The organism is Streptomyces sp. NPDC043853 (assembly GCF_056436025.1).
This window is the reverse complement of record NZ_JBWKDJ010000010.1, coordinates 28,480-51,987: the sequence shown is the minus strand read 5'-3', so window position 1 is coordinate 51,987 and position 23,508 is coordinate 28,480. Positions and strand designations below refer to the sequence as shown.

23 protein-coding genes and 1 pseudogene are annotated in these 23,508 nt (G+C 73.1%); 6 read left to right on the top strand and 18 right to left on the bottom strand.

The window, feature by feature from the left end; genetic code table 11:
- Nucleotides 1-62 precede the first annotated feature (62 nt).
- Nucleotides 63-1,625 (top strand): annotated as a pseudogene (gene ctaD / locus AC067U_RS24775) (aa3-type cytochrome oxidase subunit I); the annotation flags it as partial.
- Here the strand turns inward: ctaD and AC067U_RS24770 are convergent.
- From AC067U_RS24770 to AC067U_RS24760, 3 genes are all read right to left on the bottom strand, one after another.
- Nucleotides 1,624-2,679 (bottom strand): helix-turn-helix transcriptional regulator, encoded by a 1,056-nt coding sequence (locus tag AC067U_RS24770; protein WP_478831949.1) that lies wholly within the window; start codon nucleotides 2,677-2,679, stop codon nucleotides 1,624-1,626. The pseudogene ctaD and the gene AC067U_RS24770 overlap by 2 nt on opposite strands.
- Before the next feature lie 180 nt (nucleotides 2,680-2,859).
- Entirely contained in the window at nucleotides 2,860-3,258 is a 399-nt protein-coding gene (locus tag AC067U_RS24765) for an MTB12 C-terminal domain-containing protein (protein ID WP_478831948.1), read from the bottom strand.
- Between the two features lie 264 nt (nucleotides 3,259-3,522).
- Nucleotides 3,523-4,257 (bottom strand): transglycosylase family protein, encoded by a 735-nt coding sequence (locus tag AC067U_RS24760; RefSeq protein WP_478831947.1) that lies wholly within the window; start codon nucleotides 4,255-4,257, stop codon nucleotides 3,523-3,525.
- Between the two features lie 296 nt (nucleotides 4,258-4,553).
- Here AC067U_RS24760 and AC067U_RS24755 point away from each other — a divergent pair, with 296 nt between their 5' ends.
- Together AC067U_RS24755 and AC067U_RS24750 are read left to right on the top strand one after the other, a co-directional pair.
- A complete protein-coding gene (locus AC067U_RS24755; protein ID WP_478831946.1) occupies nucleotides 4,554-5,354 on the top strand; it encodes a hypothetical protein in 801 nt (266 codons plus the stop codon).
- 214 nt (nucleotides 5,355-5,568) lie between these two features.
- Entirely contained in the window at nucleotides 5,569-5,952 is a 384-nt protein-coding gene (locus AC067U_RS24750; protein ID WP_478831945.1) for a hypothetical protein, read from the top strand.
- Nucleotides 5,953-5,980: 28 nt separating this feature from the next.
- Here AC067U_RS24750 and der read toward each other — a convergent pair whose 3' ends face one another.
- The 5 genes from der to AC067U_RS24725 all read right to left on the bottom strand — a co-directional run bounded on the left by der (nucleotide 5,981) and on the right by AC067U_RS24725 (nucleotide 10,851).
- Nucleotides 5,981-7,444 (bottom strand): ribosome biogenesis GTPase Der, encoded by a 1,464-nt coding sequence (gene der / locus AC067U_RS24745; RefSeq protein ID WP_478831944.1) that lies wholly within the window; start codon nucleotides 7,442-7,444, stop codon nucleotides 5,981-5,983.
- Nucleotides 7,445-7,522: 78 nt separating this feature from the next.
- On the bottom strand, nucleotides 7,523-8,110 hold the full coding sequence (locus AC067U_RS24740) for a lysophospholipid acyltransferase family protein (protein ID WP_478832155.1): 588 nt from the start codon (nucleotides 8,108-8,110) through the stop codon (nucleotides 7,523-7,525).
- Between the two features lie 56 nt (nucleotides 8,111-8,166).
- On the bottom strand, nucleotides 8,167-8,871 hold the full coding sequence (cmk, locus tag AC067U_RS24735; RefSeq protein WP_478831943.1) for a (d)CMP kinase: 705 nt from the start codon (nucleotides 8,869-8,871) through the stop codon (nucleotides 8,167-8,169).
- 185 nt (nucleotides 8,872-9,056) lie between these two features.
- Complete coding sequence (locus tag AC067U_RS24730; RefSeq protein ID WP_478831942.1) at nucleotides 9,057-10,145, bottom strand: prephenate dehydrogenase; 1,089 nt, start codon at nucleotides 10,143-10,145, stop codon at nucleotides 9,057-9,059.
- Nucleotides 10,146-10,410: 265 nt separating this feature from the next.
- Nucleotides 10,411-10,851 carry a YidB family protein gene (locus AC067U_RS24725; RefSeq protein ID WP_478831941.1) on the bottom strand — a complete coding sequence of 147 codons (441 nt, stop codon included), beginning with the start codon at nucleotides 10,849-10,851 and terminating at the stop codon, nucleotides 10,411-10,413.
- Between the two features lie 143 nt (nucleotides 10,852-10,994).
- Here AC067U_RS24725 and AC067U_RS24720 point away from each other — a divergent pair, with 143 nt between their 5' ends.
- The 3 genes from AC067U_RS24720 (at nucleotide 10,995) to AC067U_RS24710 (ending at nucleotide 12,725) form a co-directional block, all read left to right on the top strand.
- The gene (locus AC067U_RS24720; protein WP_478831940.1) at nucleotides 10,995-11,354 is read left to right on the top strand and encodes a DUF952 domain-containing protein; all 360 of its coding nucleotides are present in this window, start codon (nucleotides 10,995-10,997) and stop codon (nucleotides 11,352-11,354) included.
- Between the two features lie 164 nt (nucleotides 11,355-11,518).
- The gene (locus AC067U_RS24715) at nucleotides 11,519-12,001 is read left to right on the top strand and encodes a Rieske (2Fe-2S) protein (RefSeq protein WP_478831939.1); all 483 of its coding nucleotides are present in this window, start codon (nucleotides 11,519-11,521) and stop codon (nucleotides 11,999-12,001) included.
- A gap of 91 nt (nucleotides 12,002-12,092) precedes the next feature.
- The gene (locus AC067U_RS24710; RefSeq protein ID WP_478832154.1) at nucleotides 12,093-12,725 is read left to right on the top strand and encodes a nucleotidyltransferase domain-containing protein; all 633 of its coding nucleotides are present in this window, start codon (nucleotides 12,093-12,095) and stop codon (nucleotides 12,723-12,725) included.
- A gap of 18 nt (nucleotides 12,726-12,743) precedes the next feature.
- On the opposite strand, the gene AC067U_RS24705 is transcribed toward AC067U_RS24710, so the two are convergent.
- The 10 genes from AC067U_RS24705 to ald all read right to left on the bottom strand — a co-directional run bounded on the left by AC067U_RS24705 (nucleotide 12,744) and on the right by ald (nucleotide 23,367).
- Nucleotides 12,744-13,784 carry an ADP-ribosylglycohydrolase family protein gene (locus AC067U_RS24705; RefSeq protein WP_478831938.1) on the bottom strand — a complete coding sequence of 347 codons (1,041 nt, stop codon included), beginning with the start codon at nucleotides 13,782-13,784 and terminating at the stop codon, nucleotides 12,744-12,746.
- The gene (locus AC067U_RS24700; RefSeq protein ID WP_478831937.1) at nucleotides 13,781-14,512 is read right to left on the bottom strand and encodes an NUDIX hydrolase; all 732 of its coding nucleotides are present in this window, start codon (nucleotides 14,510-14,512) and stop codon (nucleotides 13,781-13,783) included. Before AC067U_RS24700 ends, AC067U_RS24705 begins: the two co-directional genes overlap by 4 nt.
- A complete protein-coding gene (locus tag AC067U_RS24695) occupies nucleotides 14,509-15,591 on the bottom strand; it encodes an AAA family ATPase (RefSeq protein WP_478831936.1) in 1,083 nt (360 codons plus the stop codon). The genes AC067U_RS24700 and AC067U_RS24695 overlap by 4 nt, the downstream gene beginning before the upstream one ends.
- Nucleotides 15,588-16,205, bottom strand: a complete 618-nt coding sequence (gene pnuC / locus AC067U_RS24690; RefSeq protein ID WP_478831935.1) for a nicotinamide riboside transporter PnuC — start codon at nucleotides 16,203-16,205, stop codon at nucleotides 15,588-15,590. The genes AC067U_RS24695 and pnuC overlap by 4 nt, the downstream gene beginning before the upstream one ends.
- A 185-nt stretch (nucleotides 16,206-16,390) precedes the next feature.
- The gene (locus AC067U_RS24685) at nucleotides 16,391-17,542 is read right to left on the bottom strand and encodes a pseudouridine synthase (RefSeq protein WP_478831934.1); all 1,152 of its coding nucleotides are present in this window, start codon (nucleotides 17,540-17,542) and stop codon (nucleotides 16,391-16,393) included.
- On the bottom strand, nucleotides 17,542-18,207 hold the full coding sequence (gene scpB / locus AC067U_RS24680; protein ID WP_478831933.1) for an SMC-Scp complex subunit ScpB: 666 nt from the start codon (nucleotides 18,205-18,207) through the stop codon (nucleotides 17,542-17,544). The genes AC067U_RS24685 and scpB overlap by 1 nt, the downstream gene beginning before the upstream one ends.
- On the bottom strand, nucleotides 18,204-19,331 hold the full coding sequence (locus AC067U_RS24675) for a segregation and condensation protein A (protein WP_478832153.1): 1,128 nt from the start codon (nucleotides 19,329-19,331) through the stop codon (nucleotides 18,204-18,206). The genes scpB and AC067U_RS24675 overlap by 4 nt, the downstream gene beginning before the upstream one ends.
- 887 nt (nucleotides 19,332-20,218) lie before the next feature.
- Entirely contained in the window at nucleotides 20,219-20,749 is a 531-nt protein-coding gene (locus AC067U_RS24670; RefSeq protein WP_478831932.1) for a hypothetical protein, read from the bottom strand.
- On the bottom strand, nucleotides 20,734-21,894 hold the full coding sequence (locus AC067U_RS24665) for a ParA family protein (RefSeq protein ID WP_478831931.1): 1,161 nt from the start codon (nucleotides 21,892-21,894) through the stop codon (nucleotides 20,734-20,736). Before AC067U_RS24665 ends, AC067U_RS24670 begins: the two co-directional genes overlap by 16 nt.
- A gap of 357 nt (nucleotides 21,895-22,251) precedes the next feature.
- A complete protein-coding gene (gene ald, locus AC067U_RS24660; protein WP_478831930.1) occupies nucleotides 22,252-23,367 on the bottom strand; it encodes an alanine dehydrogenase in 1,116 nt (371 codons plus the stop codon).
- Nucleotides 23,368-23,508: the final 141 nt, after the last annotated feature.

Genomic DNA, 23,508 nt, shown 5'->3' with positions numbered 1-23,508 from the left:
GCCGGGAACGGACTGGGAGCATCATGCCCTGATCTGATGCCGCCTCAGTGAGGGGACCGTCGATGGGAACGACGCCCGCGACAGAGCCGCCGCCGGTCCGCACCCGCGGCCGGATCCTGGTCGACTGGCTGACCACCACCGACCACAAGAAGATCGGCCACCTCTACCTGGCCACGTCGTTCCTGTTCTTCCTGCTGGCCGGACTGCTGGCCATGCTCATGCGGGCCGAGCTGGCCCGGCCGGGCCTCCAGCTGATCACCAACAACCAGTTCAACCAGGCGTTCACCCTGCACGGCACGATCATGCTGCTGCTCTTCGCGACCCCGACCTTCGCCGGGTTCGCCAACGAGATCGTGCCGCTGCAGATCGGCTCTCCGGACGTGGCCTTCCCCCGGCTGAACATGCTGTCGTACTGGCTGTTCCTGTTCGGCGGACTGATCGTGCTGCTCTCACTGGTCACCCCGACCGGGCCGGCCTACTTCGGCTGGACCGCCTACGCCCCGCTCAACAGCCTGGACCGGTCCCCCGGCATCGGCGCCGACATGTGGATCATGGGCCTGGCGCTGGCCGGCTTCGGCACCATCCTCGGCTCGGTCAACTTCATCGTCACCATCCTCGGACTGCGCGCTCCCGGTATGACCATGTTCCGGATGCCGATCTTCACCTGGAACGTGCTCTTCACCTCGATCCTGGTGCTGTTCGCGTTCCCGGTGCTCGCCGTCGCCCTGCTGGTCCTGGAGTCCGACCGGCGGTTCGGCTCGGTGGTCTTCCAGCCCCAATGGGGCGGTGCGCTGCTCTGGCAGCACCTGTTCTGGTTCTTCGGGCATCCCGAGGTCTACATCATCGCGCTGCCGTTCTTCGGGATCGTGACCGAGATCCTGCCGGTGTTCTCCCGGAAGCCCGTGTTCGGATACGTCACCCTGATCGGCGCGACCATGGCCATCACCGGGCTGTCGGTGGTGGTGTGGGCGCACCACATGTTCGCCACCGGCGCCGTGCTGCTGCCGTTCTTCTCCCTGCTGTCCTTCCTGATCGCGGTGCCCACCGGGGTGAAGTTCTTCAACTGGACCGGCACCATGCTGGGCGGCTCGCTGTCCTTCGAGACGCCCATGCTGTGGTCCATCGGCTTCCTGGTCAGCTTCCTGTTCGGCGGGCTCACCGGGGTGATCCTGGCCTCGCCTCCGATGGACTTCCAGGTCACCGACTCGTACTTCGTCGTCGCGCACTTCCACTACACCGTGTTCGGCACGGTGGCGTTCGCGACCTTCGCCGGCTTCTACTTCTGGTGGCCCAAGATGACCGGGAAGATGCTCGACGAGCGCCTGGGCCGGATCCACTTCTGGACCCTCTTCATCGGCTTCCACCTCACCTTCCTGGTGCAGCACTGGCTGGGCGCCGCAGGCATGCCCCGCCGGTACGCCGACTACCTTGCGGCCGACGGCTTCACCCTGCTCAACACCGTGTCCACGATCGGGGCCTTCCTGCTCGGCCTGTCCACGCTGCCGTTCCTCTACAACGTCTGGAAGACGCACCGCTACGGCACACGGGTCCAGGTGGACGACCCCTGGGGCTGGGGCCGCTCGCTGGAGTGGGCGACGTCCTGCCCGCCGCCCCGGCACAACTTCAGCGAACTGCCCCGGATCCGCTCCGAGTCGCCCGCCTTCGACCTGCACCATCCGGAGATCGCCGCGCTGGAGCACCGGCTCCCGGATCCGCAGACCGCTGAGCTGCCCGGGCCAGCAGATCCCGGGCGTCCCTGATCCGCCCCGCCATCTCGGGCGGCTCCACCACCTCGAACTCGAAGCCCATCATCAGCACGTGGACGAGCAGCACGTCCAGGCTCACCCCGCCGGTGCGCAGCAGGCAGGAGTGCGCGTCGACCGGCTCCAGCTCCCCGTCCGCCGGACCGACCGCCTGCCCGGCCTCCTCGGCGGAGACCAGCAGCCGGACCACGGCCTGCACGGGGTACGCCCCCTGCGAGATGCCTTGCGCGACGTACGCGGCGAGGTCCTCCGCGGGCGGCGTACGCGGGGTGAAGCGCGGACCGTGCGGCGGTCTGGGCTCGATCCGGTCGGCCCGGAAGGTCCGCCAGCCGGCCCGGTCCACGTCCCAGGCGACCAGGTACCAGCGGCGCTCGCTGCACACCAGGCGGTGCGGCTCCACCGTCCGGCGGCTGCTCGCGCCCTCGTGGTCGCGGTAGCCGAACCGGAACCGTTCGTTGTCCCGGCAGACGGCGGCCAGTTCGGTGAGCACGGAGGCGTCCACGGTGGACCGCTGCTGCCCGCGCAGCATGGACACGGTGAACTCGTTCAGCGCGTTCACCCGCCGCCGGAGCCGGCCGGGCAGCACCTGCTCCAGCTTGGCCAGCGCCCGTACCGAGGCCTCGCCGATCCCCTCGACGCCGTTGCCGGCGGCGGTGCGCAGGCCCACGGCGACGGCCACGGCCTCCTCGTCGTCGAGCAGCAGCGGCGGGAGCTCGGCGCCCGCGCCCAGCGAGTAGCCGCCACCGGTGCCCGGGCTGGCGTTGACGGGATAGCCGAGCTCGCGCAGGCGGTCGACGTCACGCCGGACGGTGCGGGGGGTGACGCCGAGGCGCTCGGCGAGGTCGGCCCCGGTCCATTCGCGGTGGGTCTGCAACAGCGACAGCAGGCGCAGCAGTCGTGCGGAGGTCTCCAGCATGCCCCGAGTCTGCCAGCGGCCGGACCCGCTCCCGCGATCGCCCTCCGGGGCCGCCCTGGGTGCGGGGAGCGCGCGACACACGGACGAGTGAGCCGGAAGAGGGCCTTCGGGCCGGGGAGGCGTCCGCAGGCGGCGTCCGGAGGCGGCGTCCGGAGGCGGCGTCCGGAGGCGGCGTCCGGCTCAGCAGCCCGGCGCCTCCTTGCCGCCGCTCCTCGCGAGGTCGCACAGCGTCCGGGCGGACACCTTCCAGGTGCCGTCGCGGAGCACGGCGGTGCCCTTGCTGCCGGAGAGCAGCGGCTTGCCGCCCACCCTCAGGTCGTACACGACCCGTGCGTCGACGGGCGAGGTGAAGACCACGTCGGCCACCTCGGCGGAGGTTCTGACGGCACTCGGATCGGTTTCGAGCCGGGCGAGCAGCGGGGCCATGCCGCTCCCGTTCTCCAGCACCCGCACCCGCTCCGCGGCCGGCGTCCGCCCGTCGAAGAACAGTGCCCAGTTCTCCTCCACCGCCTCCCGCGCGGCAAGGACGTCGGCGGGCCCCCGGCCCGTACCCGCAGAGGCGGAAGCGTCGGCGGACACCGAGGGCGGCACGGAGGCCGGTACGGAGGCCGAAGCAGGCCCCGAAGGAGCGGGCGGCGCCTTCGGCGACACCCCGGCCGAAGCCCCGGCACCGGGGACCCCTCCGCCCCCACCACCGGCGGAACATCCCACCAGGGCCCCCAGCGCCCAGACCCCCACCGCCACCTCACGAGCACGCACACGCCAGGCCATCCGGCTCACCACCACCGTCCGGGCGACCGTTTCGCCCCGTTCACCCCAGCCTGCGTTTCCCCGCGGCCCACTTCAAGCAGCCCCGCCGCCCGGCGCCCGGCTCGGACTCGGACTCGGACTCGGACTCGGACTCGGGCTCGGGCTCGGGGCGGCCGCCGGGGCAGGCTTCGCCGAACGGGCCGGCAGCCGGAGCATCGTGCCCGGCTTGAGGAGGGCCGGGCGGTCGCCCAGGCGGTCACGGTTGGCCGCGTGGAGGGCCTGCCAGCCGCCCTCGACCCGGTACGTGCGCGCGAGCGCGTACAGCGTGTCGCCGCCCCGGACCACGTGCATCCGCCCCGCCAGCCCGTACCGCTTCGCGCACTCGGGCCACGCCTCCCATCCCTGCGTGGCCAGCACGCCCTCCGCGACCCGGATCTGCTGCGGTTTCGTCGCCAGGTCCGCCCGCGGCGCGAAGGCCAGCCCGCCGTGGTCCTCCCAGGTCCGCTGCCAGAACTGCAGCCCGCCGTAGAACCCGTTGCCGCTGTTGATGTGCCAGCGCCCGCTGCTCTCGCAGTCCGCCACGCAGTCCCACGGCCACACCGCCCCCGGCCCGCAGTCCCCCGGGCCGGTGCCGATCACGCCCGGCGAACCGATCGCCGCCGAACCGGCCGGGCCGGGCGCGGGAGGGGGCGGCGGCGCCGCGGCCGCGGCCGTCGGGAGGGGCAGCGCCGGCAGCGACAGCAGCACGGCCACCAGCGCGGACACCGGCACGGACACCAGTGCGGCGGGGGCCGGGGAAACAGCCCGCCGGATCCGGGGGTTGGGCATCGGGTCACGCTACGCGGCCCGTCGCGGCCCGCCCCGCCGCCACGCGGCAGCCGTTCCCGCCCCACTCGCACGGCGGACCCGTCCGGGCCGCCCCGATGGCAGTTCCACGACGTCAAATGACAGCATCCCGGCAGGAGTTGACCGCTTCGGAAAGAGCTTCCCGGCGCATTCACCCTTTCGGGCCCCCGGTTCGATTCCGTTCCCCCGTCCGGCGTTACCCCGCGCACCGCTCCCCCGTTGAGCCCGGCGAGCCGGGAACCGCCCGGCCGCGCACGCCTAGTCCGAGGAGTGACCCCGTGCCGCGCATGCTCGACGTCAGTGATGACGTACGCGCCGAGATCGGCGACGAAGAAGCCGACCTGCTGCTCGCCGGCGAGAACGCGCCGGGCAGTTACGACTGCACCTCCTGCCGCACCCCGGGCAACTCCGAAAGCGAACGCACCAGCACCGTGCTGTTCGTCGGCGAGGAGACCGCCGTCCTCGCCTTCGCCCACGCCACCTGCATCCCCTCCCAGGTGGTGGCGGTCTCCGAGGAACAGCTCCAGGGAGCCGTCGCCTCCATCACCGGCGACTCACCCGCCCCCGCCCCCGGCGCCGGGACCCCCCAGTCGGTCCCCGGGGGCCAGGCCGTCCTGGGCATCACGAGCGGGCTGGTGCTCATCGGCGGCGAGCTGCACCCCGCCCTCGTGGTGGAGCCGACCGCCCCCATCGCCCGCCCCGGCAGCACCGGCCCCGGCGACGACTTCCTGCCGCTCCTGATCGAGCAGGGCTTCCACCCCCTGACGGACACCACCGCGCTGCCCTCCCCGCTGGAGGGCTGGTCCGTCCTGCTGGCCGCCGGCCAGCTGCACGCCGTCCTCCAGCCGGGCACCGCCCCCGGGTCCCCCCAGGTGGCCTGGTGGCAGGCGCACCAGGCGCTGTCCGTCACCGAGGGCTGGCGGTCCGCCGTCAACAAGACCCAGCGGGTCCTGATCTACGCCGCCCCGGTCGGCTCCATCGGGCAGCAGCCCCGCGAGGACCTGCTGCGCGACGCGCTGGACAAGGCGGCCGCCGCCGGCCAGCTGGTCGCCGCCTCCATGCCGCTCGCCGGCACCTGACCCCGGGAGCCGGGGACAGGACCCGGCCCGGCGGGTGACCCGGACCGGTTGAGGACCCCGGTGGTGCGCCGGGGGTGCGCGGGATGCCCGCGCACCCCCGGCCATCTGCGTTTTTCCGAGGGTTTTTCCGACCGACACGGCCCGCGCCCGCATCCGTGGCGCCTGTAGTTTCGTTGGCGTCTACGTGCATTCATACGACCCCCACATCCCCCCGATGCGGACGCACAGCGCCTCGCAGACGCCGATCTACGACGCCCTCTACTCGGAGTACCTGCGGTCCTTCCGGGCCCTGCCGTACGACCGGACGGGCGAGGAGGACCTCGGGTTCACCGCGTTCGGGGCGATCGCCGCGCCCGCCGCCATCACCCCCGTCCAGCAGTCCGCGTACGGCTTCGGCGGCCACAGCAGCAACGGCCACAGCGGCGTCGGCGGCTGGAACGGTTCCGCATGGCAGACCGAGCCCTGGCCGGCCACGTACGCCGACCGCCCGGCCTACGCGGGCACCGGACCGTCCGGAAACGGCGGCGGGCGGCAGCACCAGACCGGGATGCACCACATCCCGGCGGCCCTGCCGCCCGCTCCGCGCCGGACCTACTGAGTCCCGGCCACCGAGGGCGTCCCCCCGGTCACTTCTTCTTGGCGGCCTTGCTGCCGCGCTTCTCCCGGACCCGCACCGAGATGTGGATCGGGGTGCCCTCGAAGCCGAACTCCTCGCGCAGGCGGCGCTCGACGAAGCGGCGGTAGCCGTGCTCCAGGAAGCCGGACGCGAACAGCACGAACCGCGGCGGCTTGGTGCCCGCCTGGGTGCCGAACAGGATGCGCGGCTGCTTGCCGCCGCGGATCGGGTGCGGGTGGGCGGCGACGATCTCACCGAGGAAGGCGTTCAGCCGTCCGGTCGGGACGCGCGTCTCCCACCCCTCCAGGGCCGTCTCGATGGCCGGGACCAGCTTCTCCATGTGGCGGCCGGTCTTCGCCGAGACGTTCACCCGGGGCGCCCACGCGACCTGCTGCATCTCGGTCTCGATCTCGCGCTCGAGGTAGTAGCGGCGCTCCTCGTCGAGCTCGTCCCACTTGTTGTAGGCGATGACGATGGCGCGGCCGGCCTCGACGGCCATGGTGATGATGCGCTGGTCCTGGACGCTGATCTTCTCGGTCGTGTCGATCAGGATGACCGCGACCTCCGCCTTCTCGACGGCGGCGGCCGTGCGCAGCGAGGCGTAGTAGTCCGAGCCCGTCTGGAGGTGGACCTTCTTGCGGATACCGGCGGTGTCCACGAACTTCCAGGTGACGCCGCCGAGCTCGATCAGCTCGTCGACCGGGTCGCGGGTGGTGCCGGCCAGCTCGTTGACGACGACCCGCTCCTCCCGCGCGACCTTGTTGAGGAGGGAGGACTTGCCGACGTTCGGGCGGCCGATGAGCGCGATGCGGCGGGGGCCGCCGATCGCGGTGCCGCCGAAGGTCTGCGCGGGCGCGTCGGGCAGCACGTCCAGTACGGCGTCCAGCATGTCGCCGGTGCCGCGGCCGTGCAGCGAGGAGACCGGCCAGGGCATGCCCAGACCGAGGGACCACAGGGAGGCCGCGTCGGCCTCGCCGCTCTGGCCGTCGACCTTGTTGGCGCACAGGACGACGGGCTTGCCGGCCCGGCGCAGCAGCCTGACCACGGCCTCGTCGGTGTCAGTGGCGCCGACCTTGGCGTCGACGACGAAGACGCACGCGTCGGCGGCCTCGATGGCGTACTCGGCCTGGGCGGCGACGGAGGCGTCGAGGCCCAGGACGTCCTGCTCCCAGCCGCCGGTGTCGACGACCTTGAAGCGGCGGCCCGCCCATTCGGCTTCGTAGGTCACCCGGTCGCGGGTGACGCCCGGCTTGTCCTCGACGACCGCCTCGCGGCGGCCGATGATGCGGTTCACCAGGGTCGACTTGCCGACGTTCGGGCGTCCGACGACAGCGAGGACGGGCAGCGGGCCGTGGCCGGCCTCCTCGATGGCGCCCTCGACGTCCTCAAGGTCGAAGCCCTCTTCCGCGGCGAGCTCCATGAACTCCGCGTACTCGGCGTCGCCAAGCGCTCCGTGCTCGTGCTGGTCGTTCATGAAGTCCGTTCCTCGTCGTTCGTGGTGGTCGGTGGCACCCGCGCGGTCGCGCGGGCCCACTACTGGTTCAAGTCTCGCTCAGCGCCCGGTGAGGCGCTTCGCGTCCGCCAGGTGGGCGGTGAGGTGGTCCTGGATCCTTACGGTGGCGGCGTCCAGGGCCTGCCGGGTGCGGCGGCCGGTGCCGTCGCCGGCCTCGAAGGCGTCGCCGAAGACGACGTCGACGCGGCCCCGCAGCGGGGGCAGCCCCTTGACCAGACGGCTGCGGCGCTCGCTGCTGCCGAGCACCGCGACCGGCACTATCGGGGCGCCGGAGCGCACCGCGAAGTAGGCGAGCCCCGCCCGCAGCGAGGCGAAGTCGCCCTCACCGCGGGTGCCCTCGGGGAAGATGCCGAGCACTCCGCCGTCCGCCAGGGCGCCGAGTGCGCCGGTGACGGCGTTCCGGTCGGTGCCGGAGCGGTCGACCTGGATCTGGCCGATGCCCTCCAGGAAGGGTCCGAGCGGGCCGACGAACGCTTCCTTCTTGATCAGGAAGTGCACGGGCCTGGGCGCGGTCCCCATGAGCATGGGTCCGTCGATGTTGTGGGAGTGGTTCACCGCGAGGATGACCGGCCCGGAGGCCGGTACCTTCCAGGCGCCGAGCACGCGGGGCTTCCACAGCCCGTACATGAGCCCGATGCCGATCCGCCGCCCGACCGCCGCACCCCGCAGGGAGGGCGTTGCGCTCACTCGCCGCCCGTCCGCTTCTCCTCGACGAGGCCGACCACGCACTCGATGACCTGGTCGAGGGTGAGCTCGGTGGTGTCCACCTCGACGGCGTCGCCGGCCTTGGCCAGCGGGGAGGTCTTCCGGCCGGAGTCGGCGGCGTCCCGCTTGATCAGGGCTTCCTTGGTGGCCGCCAGGTCGGTGGCCTCCTTGCCCGTGAGCTCGCCGTTGCGGCGGGCGGCGCGGGCCTCGGCGGAGGCGGTGAGGAAGATCTTCAGGTCGGCGTCGGGGAGCACGGTGGTGCCGATGTCCCGGCCCTCGACCACGATGCCGCCCTCGGCGGCCGCGGCGAGCGCGATGGAGCGCTGCAGGTCGGTGATGACCGTCCGCACCTCGGGCACCGCGCTGACCGCGCTGACCTTGGAGGTGACCTCCTGGGTGCGGATCGGGCCGGAGGCGTCCAGGCCGTCCACGGTGATGGTGGGCGCGGCCGGGTCGGTGCCGGAGACGATGGCCGGCTTGCCGGCGGCGAGGGCGACGGCGTGCTGGTCGTGGACGTCCACCCCGTTGGTGATCATCCACCAGGTGATCGCCCGGTACTGGGCGCCGGTGTCCAGGTAGCGCAGCCCGAGCTTGGCGGCGACGGCCTTGGAGGTGCTGGACTTGCCCGTACCGGAGGGACCGTCGATGGCGACGATCACGGCAGACGGAGCGGCGGTTTCCACGGGACGGGCACCTTCCTGATTGCGCGACGTTGTGCGGGCGCGCCAAACGCACCCCCGCTCAAGGTTACCGGCCCGCCGAACCGTCCCGTCCCCCGTCCTCCCCCGCTCCCCGGGGGACGGCCGTCCCGCGACCGTGCGGGCGGGCGTTCCGCCCCGCGGCACGGCCGCCCGCACGGCCGGCGGGGCTACTGCCGGCGGATCGCCCAGCCGCGTTCGCGGAGCTCCGCCGTGAGGGCGGGTGCCGCGGACGGTTCCACCATGAGCTGGACCAGGCCCGCCTGCTGGCCCGTCGCGTGCTCGATGCGCACGTCCTCGACGTTGACCCCGGCCCGGCCGGCGTCGGCGAAGATCCTTGCCAGCTCGCCCGGCTGGTCGCTGATGAACACGGCCACCGTCTCGTACGCCGCCGGCGCCGCGCCGTGCTTGCCGGGCACCCGGTCGCGGCCGGCGTTGCCGCGGCGCAGTACGTCCTCGATGCCCGCCGCGCCCTCCTGCCGCTTCGTCTCGTCCGCCGACTGCAGGCCGCGCAGGGCCTGGACCGTCTCCTCCAGGTCGGCCGCGATGCCCGAGAGCACGTCCGCGACCGGCCCCGGGTTCGCCGAGAGGATCTCCACCCACATCCGCGGGTCCGAGGCGGCGATCCGGGTCACGTCCCGGATGCCCTGCCCGCACAGCCGTACGGCGGTCTCGTCGGCCTCCTCCAGCCGTGCGGCGACCATGGAGGACACCAGCTGCGGGGTGTGCGAGACCAGGGCCACGGCCCTGTCGTGCGCGTCGGGGTCCATCACCACCGGTACGGCCCGGCAGAGCGCCACCAGCTCCAGCGCCAGGTTGAGCACCTCGTGGTCGGTCTCCCGGGCCGGGGTGAGCACCCAGGGCCGCCCCTCGAACAGGTCGGCGGTGGCGGCCAGCGGCCCGGACTTCTCCTTGCCGGCCATCGGGTGCGTGCCGATGTACGCCGACACGTCCACGCCCCGCTCTGCCAGCTCGCGCCGCGGTCCGCCCTTGACGCTGGCCACGTCCACGTAGGCGCGGGCCACGCCGCGTCCGATGGCGTCGGCGAGGGTCGCCGCCACGTGCGCCGGCGGCACCGCGACGACCGCGAGGTCGACCTGGCCCGGCGCGGGCTCGTCGGTCCCGGCGCCGAGCGCGGCGGCGGTCCGGGCCTGGGCCGGGTCGTGGTCGGCGAGGTGGACGGTGATCCCCCGGCGGGACAGGGCGAGCGCCGCGGAGGTGCCGATCAGTCCGGTTCCGATGACGACGGCGGTTCTCACTGTGGGCGCTCCTGGGTGGTCGTGGCGGGTCTGACACTCAGGGTAGTCATCCCGTACGACGGGCGGACCCCTGGGACCGCCTGTCGAGACGGCCCCGGGCGCCCGCTCGGCGGAGCCGGCCCACCGCGCCCGACCGCCGTCCGAGCCGGTCGCGCGGCATGCGCCCGGCACGCCCGGCACGCCTTGTCCCCCGCCCGGCCGCCGGGCCTGGATCGCCCGACGGATCGACGGCCCGGATCGCCCGACCCGGTCCGCCGGGCGGACCTCAGAGCCCCTGCTGCCGGATGATGTCCTCCAGCGATCCGCTGGGTACGTGGCCGTCGGGGGTCAGCTTGTCGACGGCCTGGGGCAGCGTCAGGGCGAGCTCGTCCGCCGCCTGGTCGGTGCTGACACCGGACCGCTGGGCCACCTGTTGCAGGATCTCGTCGGGCAGCGCCTCCTTGAGCTGCGCGCCCGAGACCGGCTGGTTGGTGCCGGAGGAGACCCAGGACTGGGCCTGGTCGACCAGCCCCGACTTGGTCAGCATCTCCAGCAGCCCGTTGAGCGGGTTGCCCCCGGCCGCGGAGCCGCCGCCCTGTGGCCCGCCCGCACCACCGCCCATGAGCGCTCCGAGCAGGGCACCGAGGACGTTGCCGGCACCGCCGCTGCCGTTCTGCCCCCCGCCGAGCAGGCCGCCGAGGAGAGAGCCGAGGTCGTTTCCCGCCATGATCATGCGCCTTTCGAAGGGGACCGGCGACGCGACGCCGGGAAGCGCCCGCGTGACTTCGAGACACGGACAATTTCTCTCAGACCCGTACGCACCGCCACCTCGCCGAGAGCATGGCCGCGGACTGCGCTACAACAGGCAGCATGATCTTCCACGTCGTGCCGCTCACCGACTGGTCCGCCCAGCCGGAACTCCCCTACGCCCCGTCCTCCCTCGACTCCGTGGGTTACGTGCACTGTTCGGCGGACCGCCCGACCGCGCTGGCCATCGCCGAGTCCTACTACCGCGACGCCCCCGGCACCCTGCTGGCCGTGGAGATCAATGAGCGGGCGCTGACCTCGGAGGTGAGCCGTGAGGGTGAATCCGGCGGCCGCTACCCGCACATCCACGGCCCGATCGACCGGGCCGCCGTGGCCCGCCTCTGGGAGGTCGTCCGTACGCCGGGCAGCCCGGCCGTACTGGCGCCCTGGCAGCCGGACACCCCGCAGGACCGGACCCCGTAGGACCGGTCACCCCGGAGGAGCCGGACCCCGCAGGAACCCGGATTCGCTGCGAACCGGGCCCCGTACGGGGTGTCGCGCGGCCGGCTCGGCGCGGCGGACCGCCGTCCGGCACGGGCAGGCACCAGGATGCTGCTCGCCCACCGGAACACCACGAGGAGACTCGGATGAGCGACCCCCTGCACCCCGGAACCGCCCGCCGCACCGTCCTCGGCGCGGGCGCGGCGGCACTGGCCTGCTGCGGCCTCACCGCCTGCGGCAACGGCGGCGCGGAGGAGCCCGCACAGCCGCCCACCCCGCCGGCCACGCCCCCCGCCTCGCCCGAGGCGTCGGCCCCCCATGCGCCGTCGCCCGGCGCCTCCGCCGCCCCGCTGCTCCGCACGGCGGACGTGCCGGTGGGCGGCGGGACGATCCTGAAGGAGAAGAAGGTGGTGGTCACCCAGCCCACCGCGGGCTCCTTCAAGGCGTTCTCCGCCGTCTGCACCCATCAGGGCTGCATCGTGGCGAAGGTCGAGAACGGCACCATCGACTGCCCCTGCCACGGCAGCAAGTTCAACATGTCGGACGGTGCGGTGACCCACGGCCCGGCCACGCGCCCCCTGCCCCCGCAGGGCATCACGGTCTCGGGCGGCGAAATCTCCCTCGCGTAGCGGCGGGCCCGCCGCATACCCTCCCGGGGTGAACGAACAGAGCCCCGCCGATCGGTCCCTCGTCGCGGACCACACCGTGTACTCCTGCGTGATGGGCTCGCGGGCCTTCGGGCTGGCCACCGGGACCAGCGACACCGACCGGCGCGGCGTCTACCTGGCTCCGACCCCGCTGTTCTGGCGGTTCGAGAAGCCCCCCACACACATCGAGGGCCCCTTGCCGGAGCAGTTCTCCTGGGAGCTGGGGCGCTTCTGCGAACTGGCCCTGAAGGCGAACCCGAACATCCTGGAGTGCCTCCACTCGCCGCTGGTGGAGCGGATCACCCCGGTCGGGGAGGAACTCCTCGCGCTGCGCGGGGCGTTCCTCTCCCGTCACGCGTACGCCTCGTTCACCCGGTACGCGTTGGGGCAGCGCCGCAAGCTGGAGGCAGACGTGCGGCTGCACGGCGCGCCCCGCTGGAAGCACGCCATGCACCTGCTGCGACTGCTGCTCTCCTGCCGGGACCTGCTCCGAACCGGCGGCCTGACCGTCGACGCCACCCCCTACCGGGACCGGCTGCTGGCGGTGAAGCGGGGCGAGCTGGGCTGGGACGAGGTGGACGCCTGGATGGTCCGCCTGTCCGAGGAGACCGAAGCCGCCCTGGCCGGCAGCCCGCTGCCCGCCGAGCCGGACCGCGCGGCGGTCGGGGACTTCCTGCACCGCACCCGCCGCGCGTCGGCCCGCTGAGCGCTCGAAGGCCCCCGGCTACTGCTCCGGTGCGTCCCAGAGCGCGCCGAACTCCAGCAGTTCCCCGCGGTACTCGATACGGCCCTCCCAGTCCCGCGGCCACACGTCCGCGCCCAGGTGGGCGCCGGCGAAGGCACCCGCCAGGCAGGCGATCGAGTCGGAGTCGCCCTTGGTGCAGGCGGCCCGGCGGAGAGCGAGGAGGGGCTGGTCCGGGAACAGCAGGAAGCAGTGCAGGGCCGTGGCCAGGGCCTCCTCGGCGATCCAGCCCTCGCCGGTGGCCAGGCACGGGTCGAGCTCCGGGGCCGGGTCGCGCAGCGCGGCCGCGAGCCGGTCCAGGACGGCCAGGCACTCGTCCCAGCCGCGCGCCATGAAGGACTCGGGCGTGGCGTCCGAGGCCGTACGCATCCACAGGTCGCCGAGCCAGCGCTCGTGGTAGCGGGTGCGCTGCCGGAGGGCGTACGAGCGCAGCCGGCCGACCAGGCCCGTCACCTCGACCCCCTGGGCCAGCAGGAACACCGCGTGCGCGGTCAGGTCGGACGCCGCGAGCGCGGTCGGGTGACCGTGGGTCAGCGCCGACTGGAGCTGGGCCGCTCCCGCCCGTTCCTCCTCCGTCCACCCGGGCACCAGGCCCACCGGCACCACCCGCATGTTCGCGCCGCAGCCCTTGGAGCCGATCTGGCTGGCCTCGCGCCAGTCCCGCTCCGGGGCATTGAGCAGGCTGCACGCCCGCAGGCAGGTGTTGCCCGGGGCCCGGTTGTTCTCGGGCGAGTGGTACCAGTCGACGAACTCCTCGCGCACCGGACGGGTCAGGCGCAGCGGTCCGATCCGGCCCCGGTCCGTGGCCGTGCGGATGCCGCGCGCCAGGGCCAGGGTCATCTGCGTGTCGTCCGTGACGATGGCCGGGCGGGGCAGGCCCATCTCCCGCCACGGGCCGAACTTGGCGAGGATGCCGGGCACGTCGTTGAACTCGGTCGGGAAGCCCAGGGCGTCGCCCAGCGCCAGGCCGATGAGCGCGCCGGTCGCCGCTCGCTTGGTGGGGGTGGGGCCGGTGGTCGTCATCGCGGCTTTCCTTCCGGTCGGAGCAGGGGCGGGTGGAGCACGGCGGCGGATCCCGCCCGGTAGAGGGCGGCGGGCTTGCCCCGGCCGCCGGTGAGCCGGGCGGCGCCGGGCACGGGTTCGACGAACCCGGGGGTGGCGAGCACCTTCCGGCGGAAGTTCGGCCGGTCGAGCGTGGTGTCCCAGACGGTCTCGTAGACGGCCTGGAGCTCGCCGAGGGTGAATTCGGGCGGGCAGAACGCGGTGGCCAGGCCGGTGTACTCCAGCTTGGCGCGGATCCGTTCCCGGGCGTCGCGCAGGATCGCGTCGTGGTCGAACGCGAGCGGGGTCGTGTCGTCCGCGGGCGTCCATCGGGCCTGGGCGGCGTCCCCGCCGCCCTCGGCCACGGGTTCGGGCATGTCCGGTACGAGCGCGGTGAACGCCACCGAGACGACCCGCATCCGCGGGTCCCGGTCCGGTTCGCTGTACGTGCACAGCTGTTCGAGGTGGAGCCCGGCCACGACCGGCCCGGGCAGGCCGGTCTCCTCGGCGAGCTCCCGGCGGGCGGCGGTCTCGGCGGATTCGCGGGGCAGTACGAAGCCGCCGGGCAGCGCCCAGGCACCGGTGTACGGTTCCTGGCCGCGCCGGATCAGCAGCACGTGCAGCCGGCCGGCCCGCACGGTGAACACGGCGAGGTCGACGGTGACCGCGAAGGGTTCGAAGGCGTGCGGGTCGTAGGAGGAGGTGGTCATCGTCGCTCCGGGAGGGGGTCGGTGAACCGCGGCCCCTCGGCGAGCAGCGCGTCGACGGCCTCCACGGCCGTCCGCAGGCGCTCCTGCTCGCTGCCGCGGACCACCAGGAAACGGCGTCCGGTCCGGGCGAGTTCCTCGTGGAAGCGGCCGGTCATCCAGGGCCGCAGGCCGGGTCCGTCGCGCAGGCCGTCGTCCTCGAAGGGCACGCCCTCGTGGTGGGTGAGCAGGTACAGGTCGCGGGGTCGGCGGGCGGCGATCGCCTCGACCTCCGGGCTGCGGCAGCCGAGGTAGCGCTCGTGCCAGATGGCGGTGGCGAAGGAGTCGGTGTCGCAGACGAGGACCGGAGAGCCGAGCCGGGCCTCCCGCTCCTCGTCGGCGTCCTGCCGGAGGGCGATGACCGGGAACTCGTCGGTGCCGAACTCCGCGTCGGCCCAGTCGGCCTCCGGGTCCACGGCACGCAGCGCGGCGAGCTTCTCCTCGCTGTACCGGCGGCCGTACTCGGGGACCCAGCCGGTACGGGCCCAGACCCCGCCGCGCTCGCGGTAGTGCCCGGCCAGGGCCCTGGAGAGGGTGGTGGTGCCGGTGGACTCGGCGCCGAGCACGACCACGCGCCGGGTGAGGGCCGCCCGGACCGGCGCGGAGAGGAACTCCCAGCAGCCGGCCGGGTCGGCGCGGACGGCCGTGCCGGAGACCGGGAAGCGGGTCCGTCCGGGGTCGACGAGGACCTCCTCGGCGCCGAACCTGCGGGCCAGTTCGGTGCCGTAGTCCTCCGAGGTGAACACGGCGTCGACCGGGCCGGGCACGGCCGACCTGAAGATCTCCATGTGGGCGTCCCACACGGCGGGGTCCACGAGGTCCACGGGGACGTCGTCGACGGCGCCCACCACCTCGGCCTCCGGGTGCTCCTCACGCATCCAGGCCACTCGGTCGGCCAGCGGCACCGATTCGACGGAGGAGGCGCAGACCAGGACGGTCAGCCGGGCGCACTGCCGCTGGGCGGTGCGGACCAGATGGTGGTGGCCGGCGTGCGGCGGGTAGAACTTGCCGAGCACCAGGCCGTGGCCGTACGTCGTGCTCACGCGGTCACCTCCGTGCCCGTACGCGGCGCGGGGCCGGTACCGAGCAGGTCCCGGCGCCAGCCGCGCAGGCCGGCCACGCACAGGGCGAGGAAGCCGACGTAGAGCAGCGCGGTCAGGTGCAGGCCCTTGTAGGCGTACAGCGGGACGTAGACCAGGTCGGCGGCGATCCACAGCCACCAGGACTCCAGGCGCTTGCGGCACTGGCCGTAGGTGGCCGTCAGGGAGAGCGCGGTGGTCAGGGCGTCCCAGAACGGGACGGTGGAGTCGGTTGCGCGGGCCAGCAGCAGGGTGAGCGCGGCCGTCGTCACCGCCCCGGCCGCGGCGAGCCACAGCCATTCGGTGCGCGAGGTGCGGCGCACCGGCAGGGCCTCGGCGGTACCCGGTCCACCCCCGTGGGACCAGGTCCACCAGCCGTACGCGGCCAGGGCGATGAAGACGATCTGGAGGCCGGCGTCGGCGTAGAGCCCGGCCTGGACGAACAGCACGATGAAGAAGAGGTTGTTGGCGATGCCCACCGGCCAGTTGGCGATGTGCTGCCGTGCGACCAGCCAGACGCAGACGGCGCCGGTGGCGAACCCGAGGACCTCGGTCCACGAGAGTGTCCAACTGCCCATGACGAACCCCTTTAATAGTCAGATCGACTATAAACACTCCGGGGGAGCACGGACAAGGGATTCGCGGACAAGGGGATGCGGAGACAACGGGATCCGCGGGCCCGGAGCCGCCGGGAACGACGGAAGCCCGCGGCGCCGGAGGGCACTGCGGGCTTCCGCGGATCGAACCGAGGGGGCGGGACGGACTACAGGCCGACCTCGCGCATCAGCATGCCGACCTCGGTGTTGGTCAGCCGGCGCAGCCAGCCGGACTTCTGGTCGCCGAGCTCGATCGGGCCGAAGGCCGTACGGACCAGCTTCTCGACGGGGAAGCCCGCCTCGGCCAGCATCCGGCGGACGATGTGCTTGCGGCCTTCGTGCAGGGTCACCTCGACCAGGTAGTTCTTGCCGACCTGGTCGACCACGCGGAAGTGGTCGGCCTTGGCGTACCCGTCCTCCAGCTGGATGCCGGACTGCAGCAGCTTGCCGATCTCACGGGGCAGCGGGCCGGTGATGGCCGCGAGGTACTTCTTCTTCACGCCGTACTTGGGGTGCGTCAGCCGGTGGGCCAGCTCGCCGTGGTTGGTGAGCAGGATGATGCCCTCGGTCTCGGTGTCGAGCCGGCCGATGTGGAAGAGACGGGTCTCCCGGTTGGTGACGTAGTCGCCGAGGCACTGGCGGCCGTCCGGGTCCTCCATGGTGGAGACGACGCCGGCGGGCTTGTTGAGCGCGAAGAAGAGGTAGGACTGGGTGGCGACGGTCAGGCCGTCCACCTTGATCTCGTCCTTCTGCGGGTCGACCCGCAGGCCCTGCTCGGTCACGATCTTGCCGTTGACCTCGACGCGGGCCTGCTCGATCAGCTCCTCGCAGGCACGGCGCGAGCCCATGCCGGCCCGGGCCAGCACCTTCTGCAGCCGCTCGCCCTCCTGCTCGGCGCCGGGGAAGGTCTTGGGCAGCTTGATCTCGGGCTTGTTCGCGTACCGCTCGCGGTTGCGCTCCTCGACCCGGGCGTCGTACTCGCGGGGACGGGACGGGCGGGCCTGGCCGCCGCGCCCGCCGCCGGCGGCCTGGCCGCCACGGCCGCCCTGGGGGGCCTTCGAGCTCTTCGGAGCGCCCTTGGCCCCGCCGCGGGCCGCGGCTCCGCGGGCACCGCCGCCGGAGCGGCCGGCGCCGGAACGCTCGCCCTCGGGGCCGACGTCGTAGCGGCGCTCCTCCGGGCGGGGACGGCGCGGCCGGCCCTGACCCTGGCCCTGGCCCTGGGTGTTCCGGTCGTCGCGCGAGTTCCCGGCGCCGCGGTAGTTACCGCGCCCGCCGCTCTTGCCGCTGTTCCTGTTGCCGCCGCTGCCGCTGCTTCGCATCAAATGTCCGTCGTCTTGTCGTCTTCATCTGTGTCCGGAGCGTCCGGATCGAACGACGGGACGCCTTCCTGCGTCTCGGCCTCGATCGCGTCCGCCTCCGGGAGGAAGGGCGCGAGCTCCGGGAGCTCGTCCAGGCCGCGCAGGCCCATCCGCTCCAGAAAGTAGTTCGTCGTCCTGTACAGGATCGCACCTGTTTCGGGTTCCGTGCCCGCCTCTTCGACCAGACCCCGCTGGAGCAGGGTCCGCATGACCCCGTCACAGTTCACGCCGCGCACGGCGGAGACCCGGCTCCGGCTCACCGGCTGCCGGTACGCCACCACGGCGAGGGTCTCCAGCGCGGCCTGGGTGAGGCGGGCCTGCTGGCCGTCCAGGACGAAGCCCTCCACGGCCGGCGCGTACTCCGCCCGGGTGTAGTAGCGCCAGCCCCCGGCCACCAACCGGAGCTCGAAGCCGCGCCGCTGTACGTCGTACTCGTCGGCGAGCTCGCACAGGGCCTCGGCGACCTCCCGGGGGGTCCGGCCGAGCACCTTGGCGAGGTGGGCCTCGGTGGCCGGCTCGTCCACGACCATGAGGACGGCCTCCAGGGCGGGCTTCAGCGCGAGCGCTTCCGCGTCCGCGTCGGCGATCCCGCCCCGGCTGTCGCTCCGGTTCTCGCTCCGGCTCATTCGGTGTCCTCCACGACCTGGTCGAACTCGTCCGTGACGGCCGGCGACGGGCCGGTGTCCCCGCCGCTCCAGCGCACGGTGAGGGCCCGCAGCGCCTCTTCCTGCTCAAGCTCCACGGCCTTCTCCCGGTACAGCTCCAGCAACGCGAGGAACCGCGCCACCACGGTGAGGGTGTCGGGCGCGTCCTCGGTGAGCTCGGCGAACGTCGCCTCGCCGCGGGCCCGCAGCATCCGTACGACGACCTCGGCCTGCTCCCGCACGCTGACCAGGGGTGCGTGGATGTGGTCCACGTAGACCTGGGGCTCGGGCCGGGGCTGCATGGCCTTGGCGGCGAGCCGGGCGAACCCTTCCGCGCCGATGCCGATGACGACCTCGGGCAGCAGCTCGGCGTGGTGCGGCTCCAGGCCCACCGTGCGCGGGTGGCGCCGCCCCTCGGCGTCCGCCCGCCGGTCGAAGATCTCCGCGATCTGTTTGTACGCGCGGTACTGCAGCAGCCGCGCGAAGAGCAGGTCACGGGCTTCGAGCAGGGCCAGGTCGGCCTCGTCCTCGACCTCGGCGACGGGCAGCAGCCGGGCGGCCTTGAGGTCGAGCAGGGTGGCGGCCACCACGAGGAACTCGGTGGTCTGGTCGAGGTCCCAGTCGGGGCCCATGGCACGGATGTGCGCCATGAACTCGTCGGTGACCTTGGAGAGGGCGACCTCGGTGACATCGAGCTTGTGCCGGGAGATCAGCTGCAGCAGCAGGTCGAACGGCCCCTCGAAGTTCGCGAGCCGCAGTGTGAACTTCCCGTCCCGCGCGACGGGCACGACCTCGCCGTCCGGAACGGCGGCGGCCGCGCCGAGCGCGGGTGCGGGGGCTGCGGGGGGTGCGGGGATCTCCGGAGCCTCTGCGACCTCCGGAGCCTCGCCGACCTCCGGAGCCTCGCCGACCACCGGAGCCTCGGCGACCACCGGAGCCTCGGCGACCACCGGGACCTCGGCGATCTCCGGAACCTCGGGCGACTCCGGGACCTCGGGACCGGGCTGCTGCTCCTCCTCGACCCGCGCCGGCCCGGTCGGCACCCCCGGGCCGCGGCCCAGGCGCCGCCGACCGGCGGCGGGACGGGCGGGGTCGTTCGGAGGCATCGCGATCCAGGGGGCGGAGAGGGCCGGCAGCTGCGCCGACGGCCGGTCACGGCCGCACATGGCACCCCGGCAGCCTACCGGCCTGCCCCCGCCCCGCCCCGGACCCCACAGGCCCCGGCCCTGCGGGCCCCGGCCCGTGCCCGGCCACGACCGTGCGGACCGGAGCGCCCGCACCCCGCCGCCGTGTGGTCCGGCGCGCCGCCCCGCCACCGTGCGGGCCGCCGCCTCGACCGTGGCGGGCCCGGCAGCCGGATCCGGCCGCCGTGCGGGGAGCCGTTGCCTCGGCGTGGGGGGCCAGGCAACCGTATCCGGCCGGCCGTGTGGGGGGCCGTTGCCTCGGCGGTGAGGGGCCAGGCAGCCGCATCCGGCCGGCCGTGTGGGCAGTCGTGCCGCTGGGGCGGCACGGGTGGGCACACGGCACCCCGGCCCCGCGAGGGCTCGCGCAGCCACCCCGCGCCCCGGCCCCGCTGCGGTCCGGACCCCCGTCCGGGCGGAGCTCCGCTCGGGGCGGTGCCGGGGCCGGCGCAGCCACCGCCCTGGCCGGGCACGGCTGCGGCCGGAGCCGGGGCAACGCTTCGGTGGGGCGGGAGCGCAGCCCGCTGGGCGGCGTTCCGGCGTGCCCACCCTCGCCCAAGCTCTCGACTTCGCTCGAGCAGGGGGACCCCCATCGCCCTGCGGAACGCCCGCCCTCGGCGGAGGTGCCTGCGCAGACATCGCGGGGCCGCGGCCCGGAAACCGCCGCAGCCCCGCCCGGCGTGGGCCGGCGGGGCTGCGGAAGGCGGGGGCGCGGGCGGGAGCCCGCACGGGTGGGGCAGGCGGCCCGGCGTGGGTCGGCGGCTGCGGAGGGCCGCGGCGGCAGCGCGGGGGCCGCGGAGGCCCCGGAGGGGTCAGCGGCCGCGGAGGCGGCGGACCAGGATGCTGGCGTCGCCGCGGGACTCCAGGTCCGCCAGGACCACGGCGACCGCCTCGCGGACGATGCGGCCGCGGTCCACCGCGAGGCCGTGCTCGCCGCGCAGCACCAGCCGCGCGTGCTCCAGGTCCATGAGCTCCTCGGCGGAGACGTAGACCGTGATCTTCTCGTCGTGGCGCTCGCGCCCGCTCGGGCGCCGGTTCGCCCCCCGGCCCTTGCGGCGGGGAGCGGAGGAGGCGGCGGGAGCGGCGACCGGCGCCGGGCCGGAACCTTCCTGCGGCCGGCGCTGTGCGGCGACCGCGGCCTGCCTGGGCTCCTCGGCCTCCCGGCCGGGGTTCGCGGACGGGGCCGACGCCGGCGCCGCGTCCTGCGCCGCCGTGTGCTCACCGCCGTCCAGAGGTGACGGAGTCTCCTCCGCGCCCCGCCGAGGCGACGACGCCTGCAGCGCCATCCCCCCGGTCGTACGGAAGAGTTCGTCCGCTCCGGGCAGACTCACTCGGCGTGACACCGGGCGAGCACCTCCCTGGCCAGCTGGCGGTAGGCGGCGGCACCCACGGAGTTGGACGCGTACGTGGTGATCGGCTCGCCGGCCACCGTGGTCTCCGGGAAGCGGACCGTCCGGCCGATGACCGTGTGGTAGACGTGGTCGTCGAAGGCCTCGACCACCCGCGCCAGCACCTCGCGGCTGTGCACCGTACGGGAGTCGTACATGGTGGCGAGGATGCCGTCGAGCTCCAGCTCCGGGTTGAGCCGCTCCTGCACCTTCTCGATGGTCTCGGTCAGCAGGGCGACGCCGCGCAGTGCGAAGAACTCGCATTCCAGCGGGACGATGACCTTGTGAGCGGCCGTCAGGGCGTTGACCGTCAGCAGGCCGAGCGAGGGCTGACAGTCGATCACGATGTAGTCGTAGTCGGCCATCAGCGGCTTCAGCGCGCGCTGCAGCGTTGATTCCCGGGCCACTTCACTGACGAGCTGCACCTCGGCCGCCGACAGGTCGATGTTGCTCGGCAGCAGGTCCATGTTGGGGACCGCCGTCTTGAGCAGCACCTCGTCGGCCGACATGCCCCGCTCCATGAGCAGGTTGTAGACCGTCAGGTCGAGTTCCATCGGGTTCACGCCGAGGCCCACCGACAGCGCGCCCTGCGGGTCGAAGTCGACCAGCAGCACCCGCCGTCCGTACTCGGCGAGCGCCGCGCCCAGGTTGATGGTCGACGTGGTCTTGCCCACGCCGCCCTTCTGGTTGCACATCGCGATGATCTTCGCCGGACCGTGGTCGGTCAGCGGACCCGGGATCGGGAAGTACGGCAGCGGCCGTCCGGTCGGGCCGATCCGCTCGCGGCGCTGCCGGGCAGCGTCGGGGGCGAGCGTGGCCGCGTACTCGGGGTCGGGCTCGTACTCGGCGTCGGGGTCGTAGAAGTGCCCCTCGGGCACCTCGTCGTAGTCGGCGAAACCGATGGGCGTGTCGCCGCTCCGGTCGCCGGCCGTGGAGTTCACGTCTAGGCCGTCCATGCTCTTCGGGGGCGTCGTCATGTGCTGGTGGTTTGCGAAGGTGCGGACCGCGACGGAGCCGACAGCCTCGAGCCCTGCGGGACCCTGGCCCCGTGCAGGTACGCCTGCTTGACCACCCCCGGGAGCAAATGTCGACTCATTCACAAGTCGTCTTACCTCCTTGGACGTGACCAGGACACTTATCGATAGGTCAGCGTGGCACCATGCCGACGGTTGTGGACTCTATGGCGTGTCAGCGCTCCGCAGCAACACAATCCGCCGGACCCGGCACGATGTGTCGGCAACCGAACACCGCTCTGTCAAGAGCGTCCGAGGTGTCGCCGCGAAGTTTCGCGGGTGCGCGAAACGGTTAAAGGGTTACGTTCGAGGCGAGTTGAACGGGGTCACCGACCCGCCCGCAGACGCGTCCGGCCGGACCTTGCGGGCAAGGTCCGGCCGGATACGTGAGATTGACGTCAGTCGTTGACGGGAGTCCCAAAGGGCCTCCCACCAGCGGCTCGACTAGCCGAGGAGGGTCTGCAGCTCCAGCGTCTCGAGGCCGTGGGCCTCGGCGACCGGCCCGTAAACGACCTGGCCGTCATGGGTGTTGAGGCCCAGCGCCAGCGCGGGGTCGCGACGCAGCGCCTCGACCCAGCCGAGGTTCGCGAGCTGCACGATGTACGGCAGGGTCGCGTTGGTCAGCGCGTAGGTGGAGGTGTTCGGCACCGCGCCCGGCATGTTGGCGACGCAGTAGAAGACCGAGTTGTGGACCTGGAAGGTCGGCTCGGCGTGGGTGGTCGGACGGGAGTCCTCGAAGCAGCCGCCCTGGTCGATCGCAATGTCGACAAGGACACTTCCGGGCTTCATCTTGGCGACGAGCTCGTTGGTGACCAGCTTCGGGGCCTTCGCACCCGGGATCAGCACGGCGCCGATGACGAGGTCGGCCTCGACGACGGCCTTCTCCAGCTCGAAGGCGTTGGACACGATGGTCTTGATCTTCGTGCCGAAGATCTTGTCGGCCTCGCGGAGCTTGTTGATGTCCTTGTCGAGCAGGGTCACGTGGAAGCCCATGCCGATGGCGATCTGGGCCGCGTTCCAGCCGGAGACGCCGCCGCCGATGACCACGCACTCGCCGGCGTGGGTGCCGGGGACACCACCGGGGAGGACGCCGCGGCCGCCGGCCGAGCGCATCAGGTGGTAGGCGCCGACCTGCGGGGCCAGGCGGCCCGCGACCTCGGACATCGGGGCGAGCAGCGGGAGCGCGCGGTTGGCGAGCTCGACCGTCTCGTAGGCGATGGCGGTGGTGCCGGACTCCAGCAGGGCGTCCGTGCACTCACGGGAGGCCGCGAGGTGCAGGTAGGTGAAGAGGGTCTGGTCCTTGCGGAGGCGGTGGTACTCCTCGGCGATGGGCTCCTTGACCTTCAGCAGCAGGTCGGCGGTGGCCCACACCTCGTCGGCGGTGCCGAGGATCTCGGCACCGGCGGCGACGTACTCGGCGTCCGTGATCGAGGAGCCGACGCCGGCGTTCTGCTCGATGAAGACCTGGTGGCCGTTGCGGACGAGCTCGTGCACGCCGGCGGGGGTGATGGCCACCCGGAACTCGTTGTTCTTGACCTCGCGGGGGATGCCGACCTTCATCGTCGATCACGGTCCTTGGCTCAGGGGAAATAACGGGGCAATCCATACATACCCGCTGACAGCAGTGCGCAACGGGATGCACCACGAGATGACGTGGCAGAGCCAGTTTAATGAAGGATTAACGCGTGTCTAGCCTTGCAA

What these genes read in the sequence shown, in the direction of transcription:
- AC067U_RS24685 (WP_478831934.1), bottom strand. Translation starts at nt 17,542, where the DNA reads ATGCGAAGCAGCGGCAGCGGCGGCAACAGGAACAGCGGCAAGAGCGGC.
- AC067U_RS24705 (WP_478831938.1), bottom strand. Translation starts at nt 13,784, where the DNA reads ATGACGACCACCGGCCCCACCCCCACCAAGCGAGCGGCGACCGGCGCG.
- ald (WP_478831930.1), bottom strand. Translation starts at nt 23,367, where the DNA reads ATGAAGGTCGGCATCCCCCGCGAGGTCAAGAACAACGAGTTCCGGGTG.
- AC067U_RS24700 (WP_478831937.1), bottom strand. Translation starts at nt 14,512, where the DNA reads ATGACCACCTCCTCCTACGACCCGCACGCCTTCGAACCCTTCGCGGTC.
- scpB (WP_478831933.1), bottom strand. Translation starts at nt 18,207, where the DNA reads ATGAGCCGGAGCGAGAACCGGAGCGACAGCCGGGGCGGGATCGCCGAC.
- AC067U_RS24710 (WP_478832154.1), top strand. Translation starts at nt 12,093, where the DNA reads ATGGGCTCGCGGGCCTTCGGGCTGGCCACCGGGACCAGCGACACCGAC.
- der (WP_478831944.1), bottom strand. Translation starts at nt 7,444, where the DNA reads ATGAACGACCAGCACGAGCACGGAGCGCTTGGCGACGCCGAGTACGCG.
- AC067U_RS24725 (WP_478831941.1), bottom strand. Translation starts at nt 10,851, where the DNA reads ATGGCGGGAAACGACCTCGGCTCTCTCCTCGGCGGCCTGCTCGGCGGG.
- AC067U_RS24770 (WP_478831949.1), bottom strand. Translation starts at nt 2,679, where the DNA reads ATGCTGGAGACCTCCGCACGACTGCTGCGCCTGCTGTCGCTGTTGCAG.
- AC067U_RS24740 (WP_478832155.1), bottom strand. Translation starts at nt 8,110, where the DNA reads ATGTACGGGCTGTGGAAGCCCCGCGTGCTCGGCGCCTGGAAGGTACCG.
- AC067U_RS24750 (WP_478831945.1), top strand. Translation starts at nt 5,569, where the DNA reads ATGCGGACGCACAGCGCCTCGCAGACGCCGATCTACGACGCCCTCTAC.
- AC067U_RS24760 (WP_478831947.1), bottom strand. Translation starts at nt 4,257, where the DNA reads ATGCCCAACCCCCGGATCCGGCGGGCTGTTTCCCCGGCCCCCGCCGCA.
- AC067U_RS24720 (WP_478831940.1), top strand. Translation starts at nt 10,995, where the DNA reads ATGATCTTCCACGTCGTGCCGCTCACCGACTGGTCCGCCCAGCCGGAA.
- pnuC (WP_478831935.1), bottom strand. Translation starts at nt 16,205, where the DNA reads ATGGGCAGTTGGACACTCTCGTGGACCGAGGTCCTCGGGTTCGCCACC.
- AC067U_RS24675 (WP_478832153.1), bottom strand. Translation starts at nt 19,331, where the DNA reads ATGCCTCCGAACGACCCCGCCCGTCCCGCCGCCGGTCGGCGGCGCCTG.
- AC067U_RS24715 (WP_478831939.1), top strand. Translation starts at nt 11,519, where the DNA reads ATGAGCGACCCCCTGCACCCCGGAACCGCCCGCCGCACCGTCCTCGGC.